16 protein-coding genes are annotated in these 19,350 nt (G+C 71.0%); 8 read left to right on the top strand and 8 right to left on the bottom strand.

All coding sequences use genetic code 11. From position 1 onward, the window contains the following. Positions 1-3 precede the first annotated feature (3 nt). Positions 4-1,314, top strand: coding sequence for a cytochrome P450 (locus ABIE44_RS04190; protein ID WP_354437835.1), 1,311 nt, complete (start codon positions 4-6; stop codon positions 1,312-1,314). Here ABIE44_RS04190 and ABIE44_RS04185 read toward each other — a convergent pair. The 4 genes from ABIE44_RS04185 to ABIE44_RS04170 are packed head-to-tail and all read right to left on the bottom strand — an operon-like array spanning position 1,311 to position 5,414. Beyond that, a complete protein-coding gene (locus tag ABIE44_RS04185; RefSeq protein WP_209721696.1) occupies positions 1,311-3,092 on the bottom strand; it encodes a ribonuclease H-like domain-containing protein in 1,782 nt (593 codons plus the stop codon). The two genes, ABIE44_RS04190 and ABIE44_RS04185, sit on opposite strands and share 4 nt — an antisense overlap. A gap of 37 nt (positions 3,093-3,129) precedes the next feature. Then, positions 3,130-4,026, bottom strand: a complete 897-nt coding sequence (locus tag ABIE44_RS04180) for an NYN domain-containing protein (protein WP_209721699.1) — start codon at positions 4,024-4,026, stop codon at positions 3,130-3,132. Positions 4,027-4,035: 9 nt separating this feature from the next. Continuing rightward, on the bottom strand, positions 4,036-5,022 hold the full coding sequence (locus ABIE44_RS04175; protein WP_209721702.1) for a hypothetical protein: 987 nt from the start codon (positions 5,020-5,022) through the stop codon (positions 4,036-4,038). Next, entirely contained in the window at positions 5,019-5,414 is a 396-nt protein-coding gene (locus tag ABIE44_RS04170; RefSeq protein ID WP_209721705.1) for a nuclear transport factor 2 family protein, read from the bottom strand. The genes ABIE44_RS04175 and ABIE44_RS04170 overlap by 4 nt, the downstream gene beginning before the upstream one ends. A gap of 97 nt (positions 5,415-5,511) precedes the next feature. On the opposite strand from ABIE44_RS04170, the gene ABIE44_RS04165 reads away from it, so the two are divergent. The 7 genes from ABIE44_RS04165 (at position 5,512) to nemA (ending at position 14,931) form a co-directional block, all read left to right on the top strand. Then, a complete protein-coding gene (locus ABIE44_RS04165; RefSeq protein ID WP_209721708.1) occupies positions 5,512-7,185 on the top strand; it encodes an Ig-like domain repeat protein in 1,674 nt (557 codons plus the stop codon). Positions 7,186-7,285: 100 nt separating this feature from the next. Beyond that, positions 7,286-8,704 carry an MFS transporter gene (locus tag ABIE44_RS04160; RefSeq protein WP_209721711.1) on the top strand — a complete coding sequence of 473 codons (1,419 nt, stop codon included), beginning with the start codon at positions 7,286-7,288 and terminating at the stop codon, positions 8,702-8,704. Positions 8,705-8,771: 67 nt separating this feature from the next. Next, positions 8,772-9,107, top strand: coding sequence for a hypothetical protein (locus ABIE44_RS04155; protein ID WP_209721714.1), 336 nt, complete (start codon positions 8,772-8,774; stop codon positions 9,105-9,107). A 74-nt stretch (positions 9,108-9,181) separates the two neighbouring features. Continuing rightward, positions 9,182-10,930, top strand: coding sequence for a hypothetical protein (locus tag ABIE44_RS04150; protein ID WP_209721716.1), 1,749 nt, complete (start codon positions 9,182-9,184; stop codon positions 10,928-10,930). A gap of 32 nt (positions 10,931-10,962) precedes the next feature. Then, a complete protein-coding gene (locus ABIE44_RS04145) occupies positions 10,963-11,457 on the top strand; it encodes an SRPBCC family protein (protein ID WP_209721718.1) in 495 nt (164 codons plus the stop codon). Positions 11,458-11,640: 183 nt separating this feature from the next. Beyond that, positions 11,641-13,803, top strand: coding sequence for a DEAD/DEAH box helicase (locus tag ABIE44_RS04140; RefSeq protein WP_209721721.1), 2,163 nt, complete (start codon positions 11,641-11,643; stop codon positions 13,801-13,803). Between the two features lie 18 nt (positions 13,804-13,821). Further along, complete coding sequence (gene nemA / locus ABIE44_RS04135) at positions 13,822-14,931, top strand: N-ethylmaleimide reductase (RefSeq protein WP_209721724.1); 1,110 nt, start codon at positions 13,822-13,824, stop codon at positions 14,929-14,931. Here nemA and ABIE44_RS04130 read toward each other — a convergent pair. From ABIE44_RS04130 to ABIE44_RS04115, 4 genes are read right to left on the bottom strand one after another with little or no spacing between them, the layout of a single operon-like run. After that, positions 14,924-16,030 (bottom strand): glycosyltransferase, encoded by a 1,107-nt coding sequence (locus ABIE44_RS04130; RefSeq protein ID WP_209721727.1) that lies wholly within the window; start codon positions 16,028-16,030, stop codon positions 14,924-14,926. The genes nemA and ABIE44_RS04130 overlap by 8 nt on opposite strands. Continuing rightward, positions 16,027-17,259 (bottom strand): acyltransferase family protein, encoded by a 1,233-nt coding sequence (locus ABIE44_RS04125; protein WP_209721730.1) that lies wholly within the window; start codon positions 17,257-17,259, stop codon positions 16,027-16,029. Before ABIE44_RS04125 ends, ABIE44_RS04130 begins: the two co-directional genes overlap by 4 nt. After that, positions 17,252-18,853 (bottom strand): O-antigen ligase family protein, encoded by a 1,602-nt coding sequence (locus tag ABIE44_RS04120; RefSeq protein WP_209721733.1) that lies wholly within the window; start codon positions 18,851-18,853, stop codon positions 17,252-17,254. Before ABIE44_RS04120 ends, ABIE44_RS04125 begins: the two co-directional genes overlap by 8 nt. Then, the gene (locus ABIE44_RS04115; protein ID WP_354437834.1) at positions 18,850-19,242 is read right to left on the bottom strand and encodes a glycosyltransferase family 4 protein; all 393 of its coding nucleotides are present in this window, start codon (positions 19,240-19,242) and stop codon (positions 18,850-18,852) included. Before ABIE44_RS04115 ends, ABIE44_RS04120 begins: the two co-directional genes overlap by 4 nt. Positions 19,243-19,350: the final 108 nt, after the last annotated feature.

Below are 19,350 nucleotides of genomic sequence, written 5' to 3'. Positions count from 1 at the left end.
GGCATGCCCACCGCCATGTTCTCCCGGGTAGTCAGTCCGCTGCGCCGCGCCGCCATGCGTTGGGCGATGCGCCGGAACTCGACCGGACTCCCGGACATCACCACCCTGCGCAAGGTTCCTGAGCACCTGACCTTCCCGCTGCTGCGCAACGGTGTCGACCCGGTCGAGCAGCTGGCCGCGCAGCGTGCCGAGGACCCGGTGACGATGCTGGGCAGCGTCCTCGGACTGGAGATCTGGTTGGTCACCGGGCAGGAGCTCGTCAAGCAAGTGCTCGCGGATGGGGCGTCGTACTCCAACGACATGCGGCACCTCCTCGGCACCCGCAAGCGCAGCGACGCCGAGACCATCGGCGGCCTCGGCATGACCGACGCTCCGGACCACACCCGGCTGCGGGGCCTGATCACGCCCGAGTTCACGATGCGACGGCTGCGGCGGCTGCAGGAGTCGATCGGCACCATCGTCGAGGAGACGCTGGACGCGATGGAGGCGAGCGGTCCGGTCGTCGACCTGGTGGACCAATTCGGCTTCGAGATCCCGTTCCGGGTGATCTGCGACCTGCTCGGCATGCCCGAGGACGTTCGCGAGGAGTTCCACAAGCTGGGAGTCGCCCGCTTCGACATGAGCGAGGGCGGAGCCGGCTCCTTCGGCGCCGCGACCGAGACGCGGACCTTCCTCATCGAGACCGTACGCCGGCAGCGGGAGAACCCCGGTGAAGGCCTGATCGGCGAGATCATCCGCACCCACGGCCACGAGTACGACGACGTCGAGCTCGGCGGCCTGGCTGACGGTGTGTTCCTCGGCGGTTACGAGACCTCGGCCGCGATGCTGTCGATGGGCGGCTACGTGCTGTCGCGCAACGCCGACGCCTACGAGCTGCTGCGCAGCGGCACGCCGGAGCAGGTCGACGAGGTCGTCGAGGAGCTGCTCCGCTACCTGTGCCCCGTCCAGGTCGCCTTCCCGCGGTTCGCGCGCGAGGACCACGACCTCGGCGGACACCGGATCAGCAAGGGCTCGGTCGTCATCGTCTCGCTGACCGGCGCCAACCGGGACCCCGCCCACGTGCCGCACCCGGAGCAGTTCGACCTGCGCAACGCCGGCACCCAGCACCTCGCGTTCGGTCACGGACTGCACCGCTGCGTCGGTGCCGAGCTCGCGCGGATGGAGCTGCGTGCCGCCCTGACCGGGCTGGCGCGCAGGTTCCCGGACCTGGTCCTCGAGACCGACGACCCGGCAGATCTGGGCTTCCGCGACCTCTCCGTCGTCTACGGGATCGACCGGTTGCCGGTCCGGATCGGTGCCGGCGTCCCGGGCTAGGGGGCGGTCACGACCTCGGGCAGGTCGCGCAGGTAGTCGCGGATCTTGGCCTGGGCGCGGCAGTCGGCCGAGTTGTACCGCAGCAGCCACTCCTCGGCGGCAGCCTTGTCGGCGGGAGTTGCCGGGAAGCGGAACTGGTCGATCATCACCATCGACATGTCCCCGCCGGCGCCGGGCAGGTTCCAGTCGAAGCGGCAGGCCGGTGCGACCTTCTTGAGTGAGTACCCGTCGCGGGAGAAGTAGCTGCTCTCCACCCACTGCTTGAGGTCGAGGACGCGAGCCTCCCCGTACCGCTCGGTCAGGCGCTCGCCCAGGAACTTGGCCGTCTGCCACTGCTCGGGGGAGGTCCAGTGGAACAGGCCCACGGTCAGGCCGTCGGACTCGGCCTGCTCCACGACCCGGTCGAGGTTGTCGAAGAACTCGACCGCCAGGGCTTCGGCCTCGGGTCGCGTCATCGTCTCGAACCGGTAGCGGGACTCGGCGTCGTAGGACTCGGTCGTGTTGTCCTGACCCGTGCGCACCGACGCGCCCCACTGGTAGACGATGCCCGCGGAGTCCCACTCGATGTCGAAGTCGATCTCGAGGTCGAAGGTGGGCACCGGGACCGCAGGCGTGCCGGGGTGCCGGCGCAGCAGCTCGTCGTCGCGGTGCATCCGGGCCCGCTCGACGACCTCGCGCAGAGCCACGGCCTTACCGCCCCCGCTCCGCGCTGCAGCCTCGTAGTCGTCGTTGTGCCGGAGGACGTCCAGGGACGCGAGGCCGTGCGGCGTCGCAGCGCCGTGGCCGTACAGGTAGTCCCAGGCCGCACCGTTGGGGCGTCCGACGGTGAACAGGAACGACACGTCGTCCGGGCCCGCGTCGGCCCGGCACACGGTCTGGCGCGAGCAGCCCGAGCACTCGGCCTTGCCGAACCTCCCGCTGCGCACGCCCTCGACCGAGCCGGACTCGTACCGCGTCTGGCCGACCGCGGCCCGCACCGCGTCCACCCGGGCGGAGAACTCACGGTCGTAGCGGCCGAGGACCGAATCGCCGCGCACCGTCTCGTCGAGGTCGAGCCAGCTCACCGTGAGGTCGTCGAGCGGCGCGTCTGCGCCGATGACGCCACCGAGTCGCTGGTCGGGACCCGGGTGGCGACCAAGGGTCTCGAGCACGCGCGTGTAGTGGGCGAGCTGGAGACCGTCCTTGACCCGGTAGGACGGGTCCCAGCCCAGGTCGGTCGCCTCGCCGGCGCCGGCCGTGCCGGTGTGAAGCGAGGAGACCGGGCTCGTCCGCGCGAACGGACCACGCTTGCGATCCTTCAGGGTCTTGTGGTTCTTCACGTCGACCGGGAGGTAGGTGGCTGCGGGCCCGTCGGTCTGGCGGACCAGGACGTCCGGGTCGCCGGTGCGCAGCAGGTCGAGCGTGTCGACACCGTCGAGCGCGAACGACTGGGGCAGCACGTCGTCGAGGGCCCCGCCGCAGATGATCGCCGTACCGTCGTCCATGGCCTGAAGGGTGCGCTCCCGGCGCACGGCGCGCTGGGCGGTGTAGGAGAGCCGGAGCTCGTCCTCGGTGAGGGTGACGACGACGCAGTCGCTCCCGTGGACGGACTGCAGCTTCTCGAAGACAGCAGCCTCGAAGGTCCTGCCCTGCTCGGCGCGGCCGGCAGTCATCAGGTCCCGGGCGTCGCGCGGCAGGTCGCGCGAGAACGGCGCGTTGTCCAGGTAGACCTGGAAGCCGCACGTCTTCGCGGCGTACGCGCTCAGCGTCGCCGAGCGCGTCGCGGAAGTGGTGGTCATGGCGCGGACGCTACCTGCAACCCCCGTCGGACGACCCTCAGACCAGACGCACCATCTGCTGGGTCCCCTCGACCCGCGACTCGACCTGGTCGCTGCGCGACTCGACGAACTTCCGGAAGGTCGAGAACCCCAGCGCCTTCTCCTTGAAGGCCGGGTCGATCCGCTGCATCTGCGACTTCACGTCCGAGGCCTGGATCCACTCCTCGTCACTCTTCTGGAGCCGGAGCCGGATCGCACGGACCAGCAGCGCGGTCGCGTCCCGCTGCTGCGGGTCCGGCTGCGGATCTACTTTCTGGGCGGCCTTCTTCGCGGTCGCCTTCTTCGCGGCGGCCTTCTTGGCCGGAGCCTTCTTCGGCGGGTGCGCGGCAGGCGCAGGAGGCTGGACGCCCGGGAGGCCGGCGTAGTCGACGTACTCGTCGCACGCGGACTTCAGGGCTCGGCTGGTTGACCCGGCGACGCCGATGCCGACCACGTACTTGCCGAGCCGTTTGCAGCTCTGCGCGAGCGGGACGTAGTCGGAGTCACCCGCCACGAAGACGACGTGGGTGATCTCGGGGTGCCGGACCAGGTCCTCCACGGCGTCGACCGCCAACCGGATGTCGGCCCCGTTCTTCGTCCCCGACACCGAGAACAGCTGCACCAGGCTGATCGAGCGGTCCACCAGAGGTTTGCGGTACGCCGCGTTGGCCGGCACCGACCAGTCGGCGTACGCGCGGCTCAGCGAGACCGCGCCGAAGGAGGCCGCGTAGTCGATGATCGCTCCGAGGTCGACCTCGGCCGCGGCGAGGCGGACGTCGATCGGGTCCTCCGACGCCGGCGACCAACGGTGGTCGCGGGCGTTGTCGCTGCGCCAGGCGCCGTCACCGTGCAGGTTGTCGTAGCGGGAGATCACCACGTTGTCGAAGTCGATGTACACAGCAACGCGATCGCTCATCCTGCGACCCTAGCGCCGCCGCGGGTCCCATCGACGGCTCCCGCGGTTCACTCCGTTCCACACCCACCGCTCGTACGCCGGCACGAGCTTCCCGCGAGCGGCGACGTCCGCAGCGGGCACCTGGGAGAGCAACGCCTGCGCCGTCAGGCCGGCGAGCCGCCGCTGCGAGGGCTCGCGGAGCTCGTGCGGGACACCGCCCGGTGCGAGCATCGGGTTGGTGTTGATCTCCCAGATCTGCGCCCGCCCGTCGGCGTAGCCCCAGTCGATCCGGCCGAACTCGATCCCGGCGAGGTCGAAGACCCGACGCACCAGGTCGAGGTCCTGAGGCTCGGCGAGGAAGGCCTCCTCCTCCGCGACCGTCGCGGGCGTCACCACCGAGGGGTACTTGGTGACCCAGTTGCCGCTCACCTCGACGTGCCGCGGAACGAACTCGCTCCCGATCCGCGCGATCGAGTACTTGCGGAACAGGCCGTCGGGGGAGCGGGCGTCGACCTTCTCCACGACCAGGAGCTGGTCGCGGATCCAGCGCCAGCGCCGGTGGTGGTCGCGCGCGATCCTGGCCAGCCGCGCCTCCAGCTCGGTCTGGTCGAGCACCGGCTCGCCGAGGCTGCCGTCGTGCGCGTTGGCCCAGCGCAGGAAGACCGGGAACCGGACGTGCGGACCGAGCTCGTCGACGGTGTACGCGCGGAAGTCGTTGATGCCCTCGGCGTGCAGCCGCTCCAGCAGGGCGTGGCGCCCGAGCCAACGACCCGGGTCGCCGATCACGCGACGACCGGCCCCCTGCAACCGCCGGTGGAGCCGGCGTACGAAGGCGCGCTCGGGCGGGAGCAACCGCTCGAAATCGGTCAGCACGTGCAGCCCGGGCGCAGGGGGCGACGCCAGGTCGATCTCGCTGTAGCCCACGACGCGCGACTGCTCGGCCAGCTCAGGTGCCCAGCTGTCGACGAACTTGCGGAACGTGTACCCGTGCGGTGAGGTCGCGTAGTACGTGATCACGCCGGGGTGCCCGGGCTCATCGAGAAGTGCGAGTGCAAGGCGAGCACGGCAGCGCCCTGCCGTCGGAGCACCAGCGTCACCCGGCCCGTCCGCGTGCGTCGGCCACCGCCGTCGGTGCCGACCGAGCGCCAGGCCGCGGCGACGACGGCCTGATCACCGTCGATCCAGCGCTGGTCGCCGTCGAGGAACGTGAACTCCTCGGTGCGCTCCCACACCTCCGACCACTGCGAGGCCACCAGGTCGTCGAGCCCCTCGTAGCGCTCGGTCACGGTGCCGAACCCGACCGCCTCGGAGGCGAAGAGCTCGCGTCCGCCGTCGAGGTCGCGCGCCCGCACGCAGGCCGAGAACGCGGCCAACCAGGCGTCGACGTCGGGGTCGCTGAGGGGGCTCACGGCGAGAACTCTAGCGAGGCGCGCAGCCGTGACAGATCGGTGACAGCCGCTGGGTCGAGGCTCGCTCCCGAACCGTGCCAGACCGAGGAGGAGAGAGATGAAGAGGCTGTTCTACGTCGCGCTCGCGACGGTGTTCCTGGTGTTCGGGATCGAGGTGCTGCCGACCCAGGCGGCGACGACGGGCGGGCCGTTCGGGCCGCGCGTGAGCCTGGTCGGATCGGTGATACCGCTGTTCGACAAGAACGACGGAGCGCCGTCGGCCGGCCTCGGAGGTCGTCTGTTCTTCGCGGGCAGGGACGCCCGTGGTCTCGGCAGTGAGCTCTGGGCCACCGACGCGACCGGCACAGGCACCCGGCTGGTCAAGGACATCAGGCCGGGGGCGGAGGGGTCGGGGCCCGGGAACTTCATCCGCTTCAAGAACCGGGTGTACTTCACGGCCTACGACGGGGCCGAGGCCGAGTGGTGGGTCACCGACGGCACCACGGCCGGTACGAGGCGCTTCGTGGACTTCTCGCCCGGCACCTCGTCGAACCCGGGCCGACCGGTGGTCGCCGGCAACCAGATGTTCTTCGCTGCCACCACGGCGGCCTCGGGACGCGAGCTCTGGGTCACCGACGGCACCGCAGCCGGGACCCGGCTGGTCAAGGAGCTCGGCGCCGGGGACGTCGGGGTGGGCATCTACGGTCTCACCGCTTTCGGGACCAAGGTCGTCTTCGGCGGCTACCAGGCCGGTGTGGCCAAGGCCTTCGTCAGTGACGGGACCGTTGCGGGCACCGGGCGCCTGGACACCACTGGCCCCGGGGTCCAGGTCGGTGCCCTGGGCTTCACCGTGCTCGGCGACCAGGTGCTGTTCAGCGCGGAGGGCTCGGCCGCCGGCGACGAGCTCTGGAGCAGCCGCGGGGTGGTCGGGGACGCGCAGCTGTTCAAGGAGTTCGTGCCGGGTACGAGCGGCGGCGCCCCGCGGTCCCTGGTGAGGCTCGGCTCCTCAGTCATCTTCACCGTGACCACCCCGGGCATCGGGCGGGAGCTCTGGTCCACCGACGGCACTGTCGGTGGCACGGTCCCGCTCCGCGACATCTGGCCAGGCAGCGACGGCGGGGACCCGTCCAACCTGGTCCGCAGCGGAAGCTCGGTGTACTTCTCGGCACGCACCTCGTCCGACGACCACGAGCTGTGGACCACCGACGGGTCCACGGCCGGCACGCGCCGCGTCGCCGACATCCGCGTCGGGGCCAGCGGTTCGTACCCGTTCGTCGTGGCTGCTGGTGGCACCAGGGTCCTGCTCAGCGCGAACGACAAGATCACCGGCGGCGAACCGTGGGTCAGCGACGGCACCGCCGCCGGGACCAAGCGGCTGGGGGACTTCTGGCCCGGTGAGCTCGGCTCGGATCCGATCCTGGTCGGGATGCTCGGCGGCACCGCTCTGTTCCGGGTCAACACGGCGGAGGAGAGCTACCGGCTCGCGGCGTACACGCTGCCGGTGGCGCGCCTGAAGGCGTCGCCGAAGAAGTCCTACGCGCGCAGTGACGCGGCCCGCAAGAAGATCCGGATCAGGGTCACGGTCGCGGGTGCCGGCGGCGTCCCGACCGGCCGGGTCGCGCTCTACAAGGGCAGCAAGCGGGTCGGCAGCGCCACCTTGAGCGGTGGCGCCGCGAAGGTCCGGATCACCACCAAGCTCCGTCGGGGGAAGCACACCCTCGTGGTCCGGTACGGCGGATCGCTCTGGGCTCAGAGCAACTCCTCGGTCCCGTTCCGGATCCGGGTGCGCTGATCGACGGCGGCCCACCGACCTGTCAGGTCATCCGCACCTGACAGGTCGGTGACAGGCCGTCCCGAGAACCTCTCGCCACACCTTCTGACCGAGGAGCACCATGACCGTCCACCCGACGACCGCGCCCCTGGGCGCGGACGCACCGACCCTGCCGAAGCTCGCGATCCCGCTGATCTGCATCGCCCAGCTGATGGCGACGCTCGACGTCACCATCGTGAACCTGGCCCTGCCGGCCATCCAGCAGGACCTGGACCTGTCGAACGCCGGGCTCGCGTGGGTGATCGACGCCTACACGCTCGCCTACGCCGGACTGCTGCTGGTCGGCGGCCGCGGGGGTGACCTGTTCGGCCACCGGCGCACGCTGATGGTCGGCATCGCGATGTTCACCGCGTCCTCGCTCCTGGCCGGACTGGCCACCGAGGCGGGCCCGCTGCTCGCGGCGCGGGCGGGGCAGGGCCTCGGTGCTGCGCTGGCGACCCCGACGACGCTGTCCCTGATCACCACGCTGGTGCCGGCCGGACCGCGGCGAACCCGCGCGATGGTCGCGTACGGCGCGATGGCCGGCCTCGGGATCACCCTCGGCCTGGTCCTCGGGGGCGTCCTCACCGAGGCCGCGTCGTGGCGCTGGGTGTTCCTGGTCAACGTGCCGATCGGCCTGGTCCTGCTGGTCAGTGCGCCGCGCGTCCTCCCGGAGACCCGCGGGGTCGCCCGCCGCGTGGACCTGCTCGGCGCGCTGACCGGTACCGCCGCCCTGACCACGCTCGTCTACGGCGTGATCCGCGCCGGCACCCACCACTGGGGTGAGCAGCAGTCGGTGATCGCGCTGACCGCCTCGCTCGTGCTGCTGGTCGCCTTCGTCCTCGTGGAGATGCGGGTGACCGAACCGACGTTGCCGCTGTGGCTGCTGCGGCACCGGGTCCGTCTCGGCGCCTACCTGGTCGCCGCGCTGCTGTTCGGCTGCCTCTACCCGTCGTTCTTCCTGCTGTCGCGCGCCCTCCAGGACGTTCTCGACCTCGGGCCGATCGGGGCCGGACTGCGGTTCCTCCCGATCGGTGTCGGAGTCCTGGTGTTCGCGATCGCGGCCCGGAAGGTCATGCTCCGCACGGGAGCACGGGTGCTCGTCCTCGGCGGGACCCTGGCGACGACGGCCGGTGCCGGCGCGACGATCTTCCTCGAGCGCGACACCGGCTACGCGACCTTCCTACTGCCCGCGCTGATCGGGCTCGGCGCGGGCGTCGGCACGACCTTCGTGGCGAACTCGGCACTCGCCATGACCGACGTGCCCGACCGGGACACCGGCATCGCATCGGGCCTGCTGAGCACCTTCTCGGCGATCGGCGGCACCATCGGCGTCGCGGCGCTGGCGTCCGTCGCGGCGGCCCGGACCGAGAACGGGTGCGCGTCCTTCCGTACCCGCCCGCCCCGAACGCCGCCCTCGACGCCCTGCTCGACGGCATCGGGGTCGGACTGGCCATCGCGACCGCGCTGGCCGCGGCCGCCGTGCTCGTGGTCCTGGTGACCTCGCTCGGCAGCCGCACCCCTACCCCTGTCACCACCACCCCTGTCACCACCACCAAGGAGAACCAGTGAAGACCAGCCCCACCCGCGGCGCCGCCGCCCTCGCCTCGCTCGTCGCCGCCGTGCTGATCGCCGGCTGCGGCGGCCCGGACGGGTCCTCGGCTCCGAAGGACGCGAGCGTCAAGGACTTCTGCAAGGTCGTCAACGACCTGGACACCTCCGACGCGAAGGGGTTCGCCGAGGACCTCGCCGAGGTCGGCACTCCGAAGGACATCCCGGCCGAGGCGCGCGACGGCTTCGAGATCATGGTCGACAACGCGGCCGAGAAGTCGATCAGCGACAGCAAGCAGAAGAAGGTCAGCACCTTCGTCGCCTACTTCACGACCACCTGTTCCGGCGCGTGACGGTCACCGGGATCAGCGTCTACCTCGAGGGCGTCAAGCAGTAGGCCTCACCGCCGCTGCGGCATCATCGAGGCATGGCCCGGCTCCGCGCGTACCTGAGCAGACATCTGCCCCGGTACCTGCGTTGGCGCACCCTGGGCGTGGTGACCGGTTACGTCCTCGCGGTCGCCGTGGTCGTGTCGCCGATCGCGGCCGAGCAGGCCGTCGAGAACGTCCGGTTCTCCGACCGCCTCGGCACGGTGCCGGTCGACGTGACGTTGTGCCACAACGGCTACTCCAGCCTGCAGACGGGTCTGCTCGGCGACGTGTACTGGAAGCGGACCGGCCTGCTCGGTTTCGGCGCCTGCGTGCGGGTCACCCAGCCTCCGGAAGCCGGCGACACCCTGTCGTCGTACGTCGACCAGCGGTTCGTGCAGACCAATGTCGAGCTGGTCAGCGAGCCCGGCGAGCTGGCGGCGGCGTACGGCCACCAGGTCGCCGTGTCCTTCCGCAGCGAGTTCCTCAAGGCCGAGGCCCTGCTGGTGGCCATCGGCCTGCTGGTCGTCCTGGCGGTACGGCGCCCGGTTGCTCTCGACGACCCCGACCGGATGCCCTGGTGGGGTCACCGTCTGGCGCGCCGACTCACGCCGTGGCCCCGGGTCCGCCTGGTGCTCTGGCCGACGCTCCTGGTCACGGTCGGCCTGACCGCTTCGACCGCGTACGCCGCGCACGCCTTCAGCGAGTGGCCGGGCACCCGCAGCGTGGGCACCACCTACGGGATCACCGAGCTGCCGGAGCTGACCTTCAGCAGCCCTCAGGCGCGCGAGATCGCCTCGCAGGTGCAGCCGTTCATCGAGAAGAACACCGACCGGTTGCGCGAGCGCGCCCGGGCCTACGAGGACAAGGCGGCCGACACCCTCGAGACGGCGGTGGCGGCTCGCCGGATGGAGCTCGCACCGCGGGAGGGCGAGAAGATCGTGATCGCGGAGGCGGACCCGCAGGGCAGCGCCGTCGGAACCGCCGTCCGCAAGCGGCTCTACCCGATCCTGTTCGACGCCCTGGGCCGGGACTCGTTCGCGCTGCGCACGATCGCCGGAGACATCACCTCCAACGGCACCGTCGCCGAGAACGGGTTCGTCCGGAACGAGGCCCGTGCCTCTGGCGACCTGCCAACGGTCGCGGCCAAGGGTGACCACGACTCCGCGCGCACCGTGGAGCAGATGGAGGAGCACGGGATCCTGGTCCCGGACCGGGACACCCAGGACGTCGACGGCTTCCGGGTCACCGTGGGCAACGACCCCGAGTTCAAGACGCTCTTCGGTGGCTCGGTCACGAACCCCTCTGGTGTGACCGAGCAGGAGCTCGGCGAGAAGGTCCGGAAGGCGGTGGACCCGGAGAAGGCCGGGATCGTGGTCCTGCACCAGGCCTCCGCGGCCGCGGCGTACCTGGGGATCGGCAACCTCAACGAGCTCAAGGAGCTGCCCGGGAGCATGACCGAGCCGTACGACGACGGCATCGCCGACGTGCCGGCCGGCACCGTCGACGTCGGGCACAGCCATACCCCGTTCGGCCCGTACGTCCTCTGGAACACAGACACCGGTACGACGACCTGGACGGTCGTGGACCGGCTCGGCACTTCCGGTGGCGCCGAGAACAGCCCGACCTTCAACCGGTTCTCGACGCCGACCTCGGTGCCGCTGAAGCCGATCGACGTCCGGCTGCAATTCTTCGACACCGAGACCGGTCTGCAGACCGGGTACGCCTCGCTGCGGATCGACCTCACCGGTACGGCGACCCTGAGCGTCCGCACGGACGTCGGCCTGCCGATCGACCAGGTGCGCTGACCCGCCTGGGCGCGATCTGCCAGACTCCCCGCATGGGACGACCGATGACCGTGAGCGACTCCGTCGAGGTGGCAGCCACGCCCGAGCAGATCTGGGCGGAGGTCGCGGACCCCTCCCAGATGCCCCGGTGGAGCCCGGAGAACACCGGCGCCCCGGTCGGAGCCGGGCGGCCGCTGAGCGTCGGCGACGTCTTCCACGGGACCAACAAGCGCGGCCCGGCCCGCTGGACCACCCGCTGCACCGTGACGGCATCGGAGCCCGGCAAGGTCTTCGCGTTCGACGTCCTGGCGATCGGCGTGAGGACGCCGCGGCTGCGGGGCCGGATCGCGAGCTGGTCCTACACCTTCGAGCCCGTCGGAAGCGGCACCCGGGTGACCGAGACCTGGACCGACCTGCGCAAGGGCTGGCCGGACCGGGTGGCGGCGGTGTTCGACAAGGTCGCGACCCGGGGGAGCCTGTTCTCGGACTTCCAGCGCCGCAACATCGCCCGGACCCTGGCGAACCTGAAGGCCGAGTTCGAGGCCTGATCCACTGCTACAGTGGTCCTGCTCGCACGTCCTGCTGCGAGTTCGCAGGTTGTTCTTCCTGCCTAGCTACGAACACCAGAGCGTGATCCGCTCGGCTCTCGCGCTGGTCGTCGTCGCCGTTCGTACCCGCCGGTCTTGACCGGCCGGGCACTGTCGTCCGGCGACGTTGGAGAGGTGCAGATCTTGGCTGAAACCCGTCGCCGACGTTCCGGCGCACGTCGTCCTGCCCAGTCGGCGCCGGCGCGCAACGGCAACCGCGCCCGGCGCGACGACGTCGGGCTCATCCCGCAGCTCGCCCGCGCCGTGCGCGAGGTGGAGGCGGCAGTCGGCCGCCGGTCGGTCGACCCGTTCGTGCGCACCAAGTTCCAGGTCGTCGCCCTGCTCGCCCGTGAGGAGCGGCTGCGGATCAAGACGGACACCGAGCTGAGCGAGTCCAAGCGCGGCGAGGAGCTCAAGCGCCTCGACGGCATCGCCACCATCCTGGCGCAGACGGCCGCCCGAGACTCCCGGCTCTTCGAGCTGCTGGACGAGAACGCGATGATCACCGACGCCGCGAAGGCCCTGATCCGCGAGCTCAAGACCAAGGGTGGCCTGGAGGTCGCCGAGGAGGACGAGGTCGTCGAGGAGGACGACGAGACGCCTCCCGCTCCGGTCGAGCGTCGGGTCGTCCCGCAAGCCGTGATCTCGCGCCAGCTGGCCAACCCGTTCCTGGTCCCCGACTTCGCCGCCGCGGCCCGGAACAAGAGTCGGCACAGCGAGCTCGCCCGCTGGGAGCTGCTCGGACCCCTGTTCCGCTCCTTCGAGGAAGCCAACGACGGCGGCATCGCCTGCATGCCGCTCCCCGCCCCGATCCCGATCAAGGTTCCCGAGGGGCTGGAGCTGATGCTGCACCAGGCGGGCACCATCTCCGCCGCCGCAGCCGGGCACCGCAGCTTCCTGCTCGCCGACGAGCCAGGTCTGGGCAAGACCGCCCAGGCACTGCTCGCCGCGCAGGCCGCGAACGCCTACCCGCTGCTCGTCGTGGTCCCGAACGTCGTGAAGACGAACTGGGCCCGTGAGGCCGAGCGCTGGACGCCTCGGCACCCGGCGACCGTGATCCACGGCGACGGCGACACCATCGACGGCTGGGCCGACATCATCATCGTCAACTACGAGGTGCTCGACCGGCACGTCGGCTGGCTCCAGGACCTCGGGTTCAAGGGAATGGTCGTCGACGAGGCGCACTTCATCAAGAACAAGACCTCGCAGCGCTCCCAGCACGTGCTCGAGATCGCCGCCAGCATCCGCGCGCGGATGTCGCGGCCGCTGCTGATGGCGCTGACCGGGACGCCGCTGATCAACGACATCGACGACTTCCGGGCGATCTGGCAGTTCCTCGGCTGGATCGACGACCGCAAGCCGCTCGGCGCCCTGATGGATGCGCTCGAGGAGAACGGCCTGACGCCCCTGGACCCGGGCTTCTTCCCCTCGGCGCGGCGTGCGGTCATCGACCAGGGCATCGTCCGGCGTCGCAAGATCGACGTCGCCCAGGACATCCCCGAGCGTCGGATCGCCGACATGCCGATCGAGCTGGACGGGGAGGCCGGTCGCTCGATCCGGGCCGCCGAGGCCGAGCTGACCGCCCGCCTGGTCCACCGCTACGACAGCGCGCTGGCCACCCGTCGCTCCGGCCCGGAGCTGCTCGAGGGTGGCATCGACCACGAGCTCGTCCACCGCGTCGCCGTCTGGGAACGCGAGGACACCGACGAGTCGACCGGGGAGAACGTCTTCGGCCTGATGCGCCGGATCGGCCAGGCCAAGGCCGAGCTCGCCGCCGACTACACCGCGCAGCTGGCCCGCAACGTCGGCAAGGTGGTGTTCTTCGCCAAGCACGTCGACGTGATGGACACCGCCGAGGAGCTCTTCGCCAAGCGGGGCATCAAGTACTCCTCCATCCGCGGCGACCAGACCCCCAAGGTGCGCGAGAAGAACATCGAGGCGTTCCTCAAGGACCCCGACGTCGCCGTGATCGTCTGCTCGCTGACGGCCGCCGGCGTCGGCATCAACCTGCAGGTGGCCTCCAACGTCGTGCTCGCCGAGCTGTCCTGGACCGCGGCCGAGCAGACCCAGGCGATCGACCGGGTGCACCGGATCGGTCAGGACCAGCCCGTCACCGCTTGGCGCGTGATCGCCGCCCAGACCGTCGAGGCCAGGATCGCCGACCTGATCGACTCCAAGGCCGGTCTGGCCGCCCGCGCGCTGGACGGCTCGGAGGAGGACGTCACCTCCTCGGCCGACCTGCAGACCGAGGCGATGGTCGGACTGCTGACCGCAGCCCTGGAAGCCCGTGGAAATACCGGCGGGTAACCCGTTGTTGCAGACCGCGTGAGCCCCTCCGATTCCCAGTCCCTGTTCCAACCCCTGACCGTCGGCGCCGTCGAGCTCCCGAACCGGATCCTGATGGCTCCGCTGACGCGGATGCGCGCGACGCCGCCCGGCGACGTCCCGAACGACCTCATGGTCGAGTACTACCGGCAGCGCTCCGGCGCCGGTCTGATCGTCTCCGAGGGCACCCAGATCTCGCCCATCGGCAAGGGCTACATGGACACCCCGGGCATCTACTCCGAGGAGCAGGTCGAGGGCTGGCGCAAGGTCACCGACGCCGTGCACGCCGAGGGCGGAAGGATCGCGGCCCAGATCTGGCACGTCGGCCGCGTCTCGCACGAGTCCTTCCACGACGGCGGCCTGCCGGTCTCGGCCTCGGCCGTGCCGTACCGCAACCGCGCCACCATCAAGGGGCCGGACGGCAAGCCGTTGCGGGCGAACTGCCCGACCCCGCGGGCGCTGAGCGTCGAGGAGATCGGCGGCACCGTCGAGGACTACCGGCGGGCGACCGTGAACGCGCGCGAGGCCGGGTTCGACCTGGTCGAGATCCACGGCGCCCACGGCTACCTGCTGCACCAGTTCCTCAGCGCCGAGAGCAACTTCCGCGAGGACGAGTACGGCGGCTCGATGGAGAACCGAGCACGGTTCCCGCTCGAGGTGGTCGATGCGGTCATCGGAGCCTGGGACGCGAGCCACGTCGGCATCCGGCTCTCCCCGCAGGGGTCGTTCAACGGTCTCGAGGACAACGCCGGTCTTCCGATGGGCCTGCACCTGGCCGGAGAGCTCGGCAGCCGCAACGTCGCCTTCCTGCACCTCTCCGAGCCTGACTGGGCCGGCGGTCCGGCGATCGAGGACGAGTACCGGCACTACCTGCGCGCCACCTTCGGCGGCGCGATCATCGGGGCCGGCAACTACACGCTGGCCAAGGCGCAGCGCCTCCTCGACGCCGGCCTCATCGACGCCGCCGCTTTCGGGCGCGCGTACATCGCGAACCCGGACCTGGCCGAGCGGTTGCGCACCGGCGCCGAGCTCACCGAGCCGGTCGGCGCGACCTTCTACGGCGGGGGCGCCGAGGGCTACACCGACTACCCGGCGCTGGCGGTCAGCTGACCGCGGCGCGCTTGACGATCTCGGTGAGGCGGGCGGTGAACACCTCTTCGGTGAACGCCTCCGCGTGCTCCTTGATCGCCTCGGGATCCCACGTGCGCGCCTCGAACCGGGCGATGCCGTCACGCAGTGCTGTCGGTGACGGTTCGTCGACGAACACCGCTGTCAGGTCCTCGACCATCGTGTCGAGGTAGCCGCCCCAGCGCAGCACGATGCACGGCGTCCCGGTGGCGGCGGCCTCGATCGGGGTCAGGCCGTAGTCCTCGTAGGCGACGGCGACCAGCGCGCGGCTGTCGTGGTACAGGCGGGTGAGGTCGGCGTCGCTGATGTCCTTGAGGAACTGCACGTTGCTGGTCGCGACCTCCTTCAGCGGGCCCTCGAGCGGGCCGTTCCCGACCACGACGAGCCGCTTGTCCGGCTCGGCGGCGAAGGCCTCGACCACGGCGGCCACGTGCTTGTACGGCAGCAACCGGGAGACGCAGAGGTAGAACCCGGGGGCGGGCTGGTGCGCCGGCCCGTCGGGGTTCTCGGCGGCGTAGGCGATCCGCTGCGGGACCGGCGCCGGCACCACCTCGGCGCTGCGGCCGTAGTGCTGCTGGATCCGGCCGGCGACCTCGGTCGAGTTGGCCAGGTACACGTCGGCACGCCTCGCGGCGCGCTTGTCCCACCAACGCAGCGGCCGACCGAGGAAGAACATCGCGATCCGGGCGACGGGGGAGCGTCGGCCCAGGTAGTCCTCGCCCTGGTAGAGCCAGTGCGCGGGAGAGTGGCAGTAGACGACGGACGTGCCGGACGTGCGGAACCCGTGCGCCCAGCCCGAGGTGCTGGCGACCACGACGTCGGCGTCGATGGTCGTCGCCCCGACGACCGGCGCGTAGAACGGCAGCGCCGCCCGGTGGTGCCGGCGGAAGAACCCGACCCTGTTCAGCGGGGTCACCCGGACGTCGAGATCGGCGAACTCCGGGTAGGTGCCGTCGGGCTCGTAGACCGTCGTGTAGATCGGCGCCCCGGGGAACGCGCGCGCCATCGCCAGCACGACTCGCTCGGCCCCGCCGCGCTGGGTGAGGTAGTCGTGGGCGATCGCGACCGGTACCCGGGTCATGAGGGAGGTGCCTTCCGGGACAACCGACGCCCCAGCTGCATCGCGGGGTACTCCACGAACCGGTAGGTGATCGACCCCAGTGCCAGGGTGATCGCCGTGACCAGGCCGACGTTCCACGCGGCGCCGGGGACCGTGTCCGGACCGAACCACCCCCAGCGCGTCACCAGCATCAGCACCGGAAAGTGCCACAGGTAAAAGCTGAGCGAGATCGTGCCCAGGTACTTCACCGGCCGTACGTCGAGCAGGTCGCCGAGCCGGGACCGGTCGCCGCGAGCCACCGGTTCGGTGATGAGCACCAGCAGGATGCCGCCCGCGACCGCGAGGAACGCGCTCGCGAGCACGGAGTGCGCCGAGAGCGCAGCCAGCGACAGCACGGTGAAGACCACCAGGAGCGGCAGGCTCCCCAGCCACAACCGCGTGCCCCGCAGCCCGCCCAACCGACCGTTCTCGATGAGCACGAAGACCAGGCACGCCGCCATCCCGAAGCCGAACACGTCGGCGTACGTCAGGGTGCTCTCGGTGAGCACGGCGACCGGGTGCGGGCCGAAGGAGATCTCCTGGAGCTCCTTGGCCGAGGTCGCGTCCACGTGCTGCAGGTACCCCTTGGTCGCCCAGCCCACCAGCACCATCAGCCCGACCGGCAGCGCCAGGACCGCGGTGACCGGGCCCGTACGACGGGCGAGCCGCGCGGCGCCCAGCGCCAGCAGGGGCACGATCACGTAGAAACCCAGCTCGGCGGTCAGAGTCCAGGCGACGTTGAGACCGGTCTGCAGCTGGCTGGGCACGAACGTCTGCGCCAGGGTCAGGTGCAGCAGCACCTCGGCCGGGCTGGTCATTCGTCCGGTGCCGGCGTCCGAACGGGTGGTCTCGGCGACGAACACGTTCTGCACGAACACCGCACCGAGGACGAAGTTCGCGACCAGGAAGATCACCAGGTAACCGGGGTAGACGCGGAACAGCCGGTGCAGGCCGTAGGACCGCAGGTTCGGCAGGGGCCGCGCGGTGACGAGCGACCGGCAGAACGGCAGGAAGATCAGGAAGCCGGACAGTGCGAAGAACGCGATCACCGACTGGGCGAGCAGCCCCAGGTGCAGCTTCTCCGCCGTGGCCGGGGTGAGCAGGCCGGTGGTGTGCGCGACCAGGATCGCGACGGCGAGCAGGCCGCGGACGCCGTCCAGGCCGCTGAGGCGGCCGCTGGTCCGGACGTGCGGCGTGGCGGTCTCAGTCATCGGTGAACTCGTCGCTGAAGGCGTCGGGTCGGCTGACGAAGACGAGCAGGATCGCGAAGGCCAGCGTCGCCGCCGAGATGGTGACGACCGGGAAGTCGAGCTGCAGCGCCACCAGCATGATGCCGAGGTAGCCCGCTCCGACGGCGGCGGGCTCGAACGCCGATCCGCGCATCAGGCGCCAGCCGAAGAGCGCCGCCGTCAGCATCAGCACGGTGAACGCGAGTCCGACGACGATCCCGCCGCGGTACACGGTGAGCAAGGGCGCGTTGGCGACGTAGTTCGTCGCCGCGGCCGCCGAGGCGTCGACGAGCTCGGGAGCACCGAAGCCCCGGCCGAGGAGCCAGTGCCCGGACATCTGGTCGGGGAAGATCTCGAACGCCTCCCACCGTGCCGAGGAGCCGCGGTCGTTGGACCCGAACGAGTTCGTGAGCCGGGAGCGGATCGCGGGCAGCGCGAGCATCGCCGTCCCGGCCAGCACGCCGAGGCCGAGCAGCCGCCCGCGGATCCGTCCGGACACCCCGCTGAACAGCACGACGAGCACGGCCGCCACCGCGACCGCTCCGATGTCGGCGCGACTCAGCGTCAGAGCGATCGCCAGGACCAGCAGGCCCACCGACAGCACCCGCAGCCGCCCGCGGAGCAGAGCCAGGGCCAGCAGCAGGCCGACGGCCATGATCAGACCGCCGAGGTTGGGGTCGACGTACGTGCTGGTCAGTCGGGCGAAGTTGCCGTTCGCGCCGAAGACGAACCGGCCGTTGCCGCCGTCCGCGCTGTAGCCGAGGAACGTCAGCCGGTCGAGCTTGGATCCGTCCCGGTCGACGGCGACCAGGGCGATGCCGAAGGCGGCTGCGGCCGTGCAGCCGTAGACGAACCAGCGGCCCACCCGGGCGAGCTGCCGCGCCGGCAGCACCGAGAGCGGGTAGACGGCCGCTGCGGTGATGCTCCACCGGACGAAGTCCTGGACCGCCGCACCGGTGATCGGGTTACCGACGAAGGTGAAGAACGCGAGCCCGATGAGCACGGCGCTCAGTCCGGCCGCCCAGTTCACCCGGTGCTGCACCTCGGGCATCACCGCGAGCGCGCCCCACATGGCGGCCGAGAGCACGAAGGTGATCGACACCCCGAGCACCGGGGTCTGCACGTTGGGGGCGGCGCCGAGCGTGAACCCCATCAGGCAGAAGACCAGCACCGGCTGGTAGGCGAGCACACCGAGCCCGGCGGCGGCGACGAGGAGCAGGACGACGATCGCCGCGAGCCAGGTGATGCCGGCGAAAGCCGCGAGCGCTGCGATACCGAGTGACCCCAGGACGACGAGCTCGGTCAGCGGCGACGGCAGCCGCTTCACCGGCCCGGCCGGCACCCGTGCCGGCTTCACCCCCGGCGACGGTGCGGGCGGTTCGTCGATGATGACCGGCAGCCGGAACGACGTCTCGGTGAGCTCCTCGAGAACCGGGGCAGCGAGCAGTGCAGGCACCGGAGGAGCCGTCGCCGGCTCCTCGAAGATCGGCGGAGCGAGCAGGGCGGGCGGCGGCAGCACCAGCTCGGGGTCCAGGCGCGGCACCTCGCGTCGCACGGTCAGGTCCTCGTCGGTCATGACGCCAGCCACTCGTCGACGATGCGCTGCGGTTCGCCGGTGGACCAGTGGCCGGCGTTGGCCTGGTGCAGCCGGAGTCCTTCGGCCGCGGCGAGCGCGGCGTCGGAGAGCAGCTGCCGGCAGCGGGCGACGAAGCCGTCCTTGTCGTCGTACGGAGTGATCCCGAAGATCGAGCTCAACGACCCGATCCCGGTGGTCGTCGACACGACGGGCAGCCCGCGGGTGGCCGCCTCGAGGATCTTCACCCGGACGCCGCCGCCCGTGCGGATCGGCGCGGCCAGGCCCCGGCACGAGGCCAGCAGGGCAGGGAGGTCCGCGACGAACCCGAGCTCTCGGATGCCGGGACGCTGCACGATCTTCTCGCCCCGCGCCGGTTGCCCGACGACCACGAGCTCGTGCTCCGTCGATCCCGGCCGAGATCTCCGGCCACCACGACCGGACCAGCTCGGCCGCCTCGAGGTTCGGCGGCCAGGTCCGGTCGCCGAGGAAGACCAACC

Origin of the sequence: Marmoricola sp. OAE513, from assembly GCF_040546585.1 — a bacterium.
Classification (GTDB): domain Bacteria; phylum Actinomycetota; class Actinomycetes; order Propionibacteriales; family Nocardioidaceae; genus Marmoricola.
The sequence above is the reverse complement of the archived record's forward strand: the minus strand, read 5'-3'. Positions and strand labels throughout refer to the sequence as shown.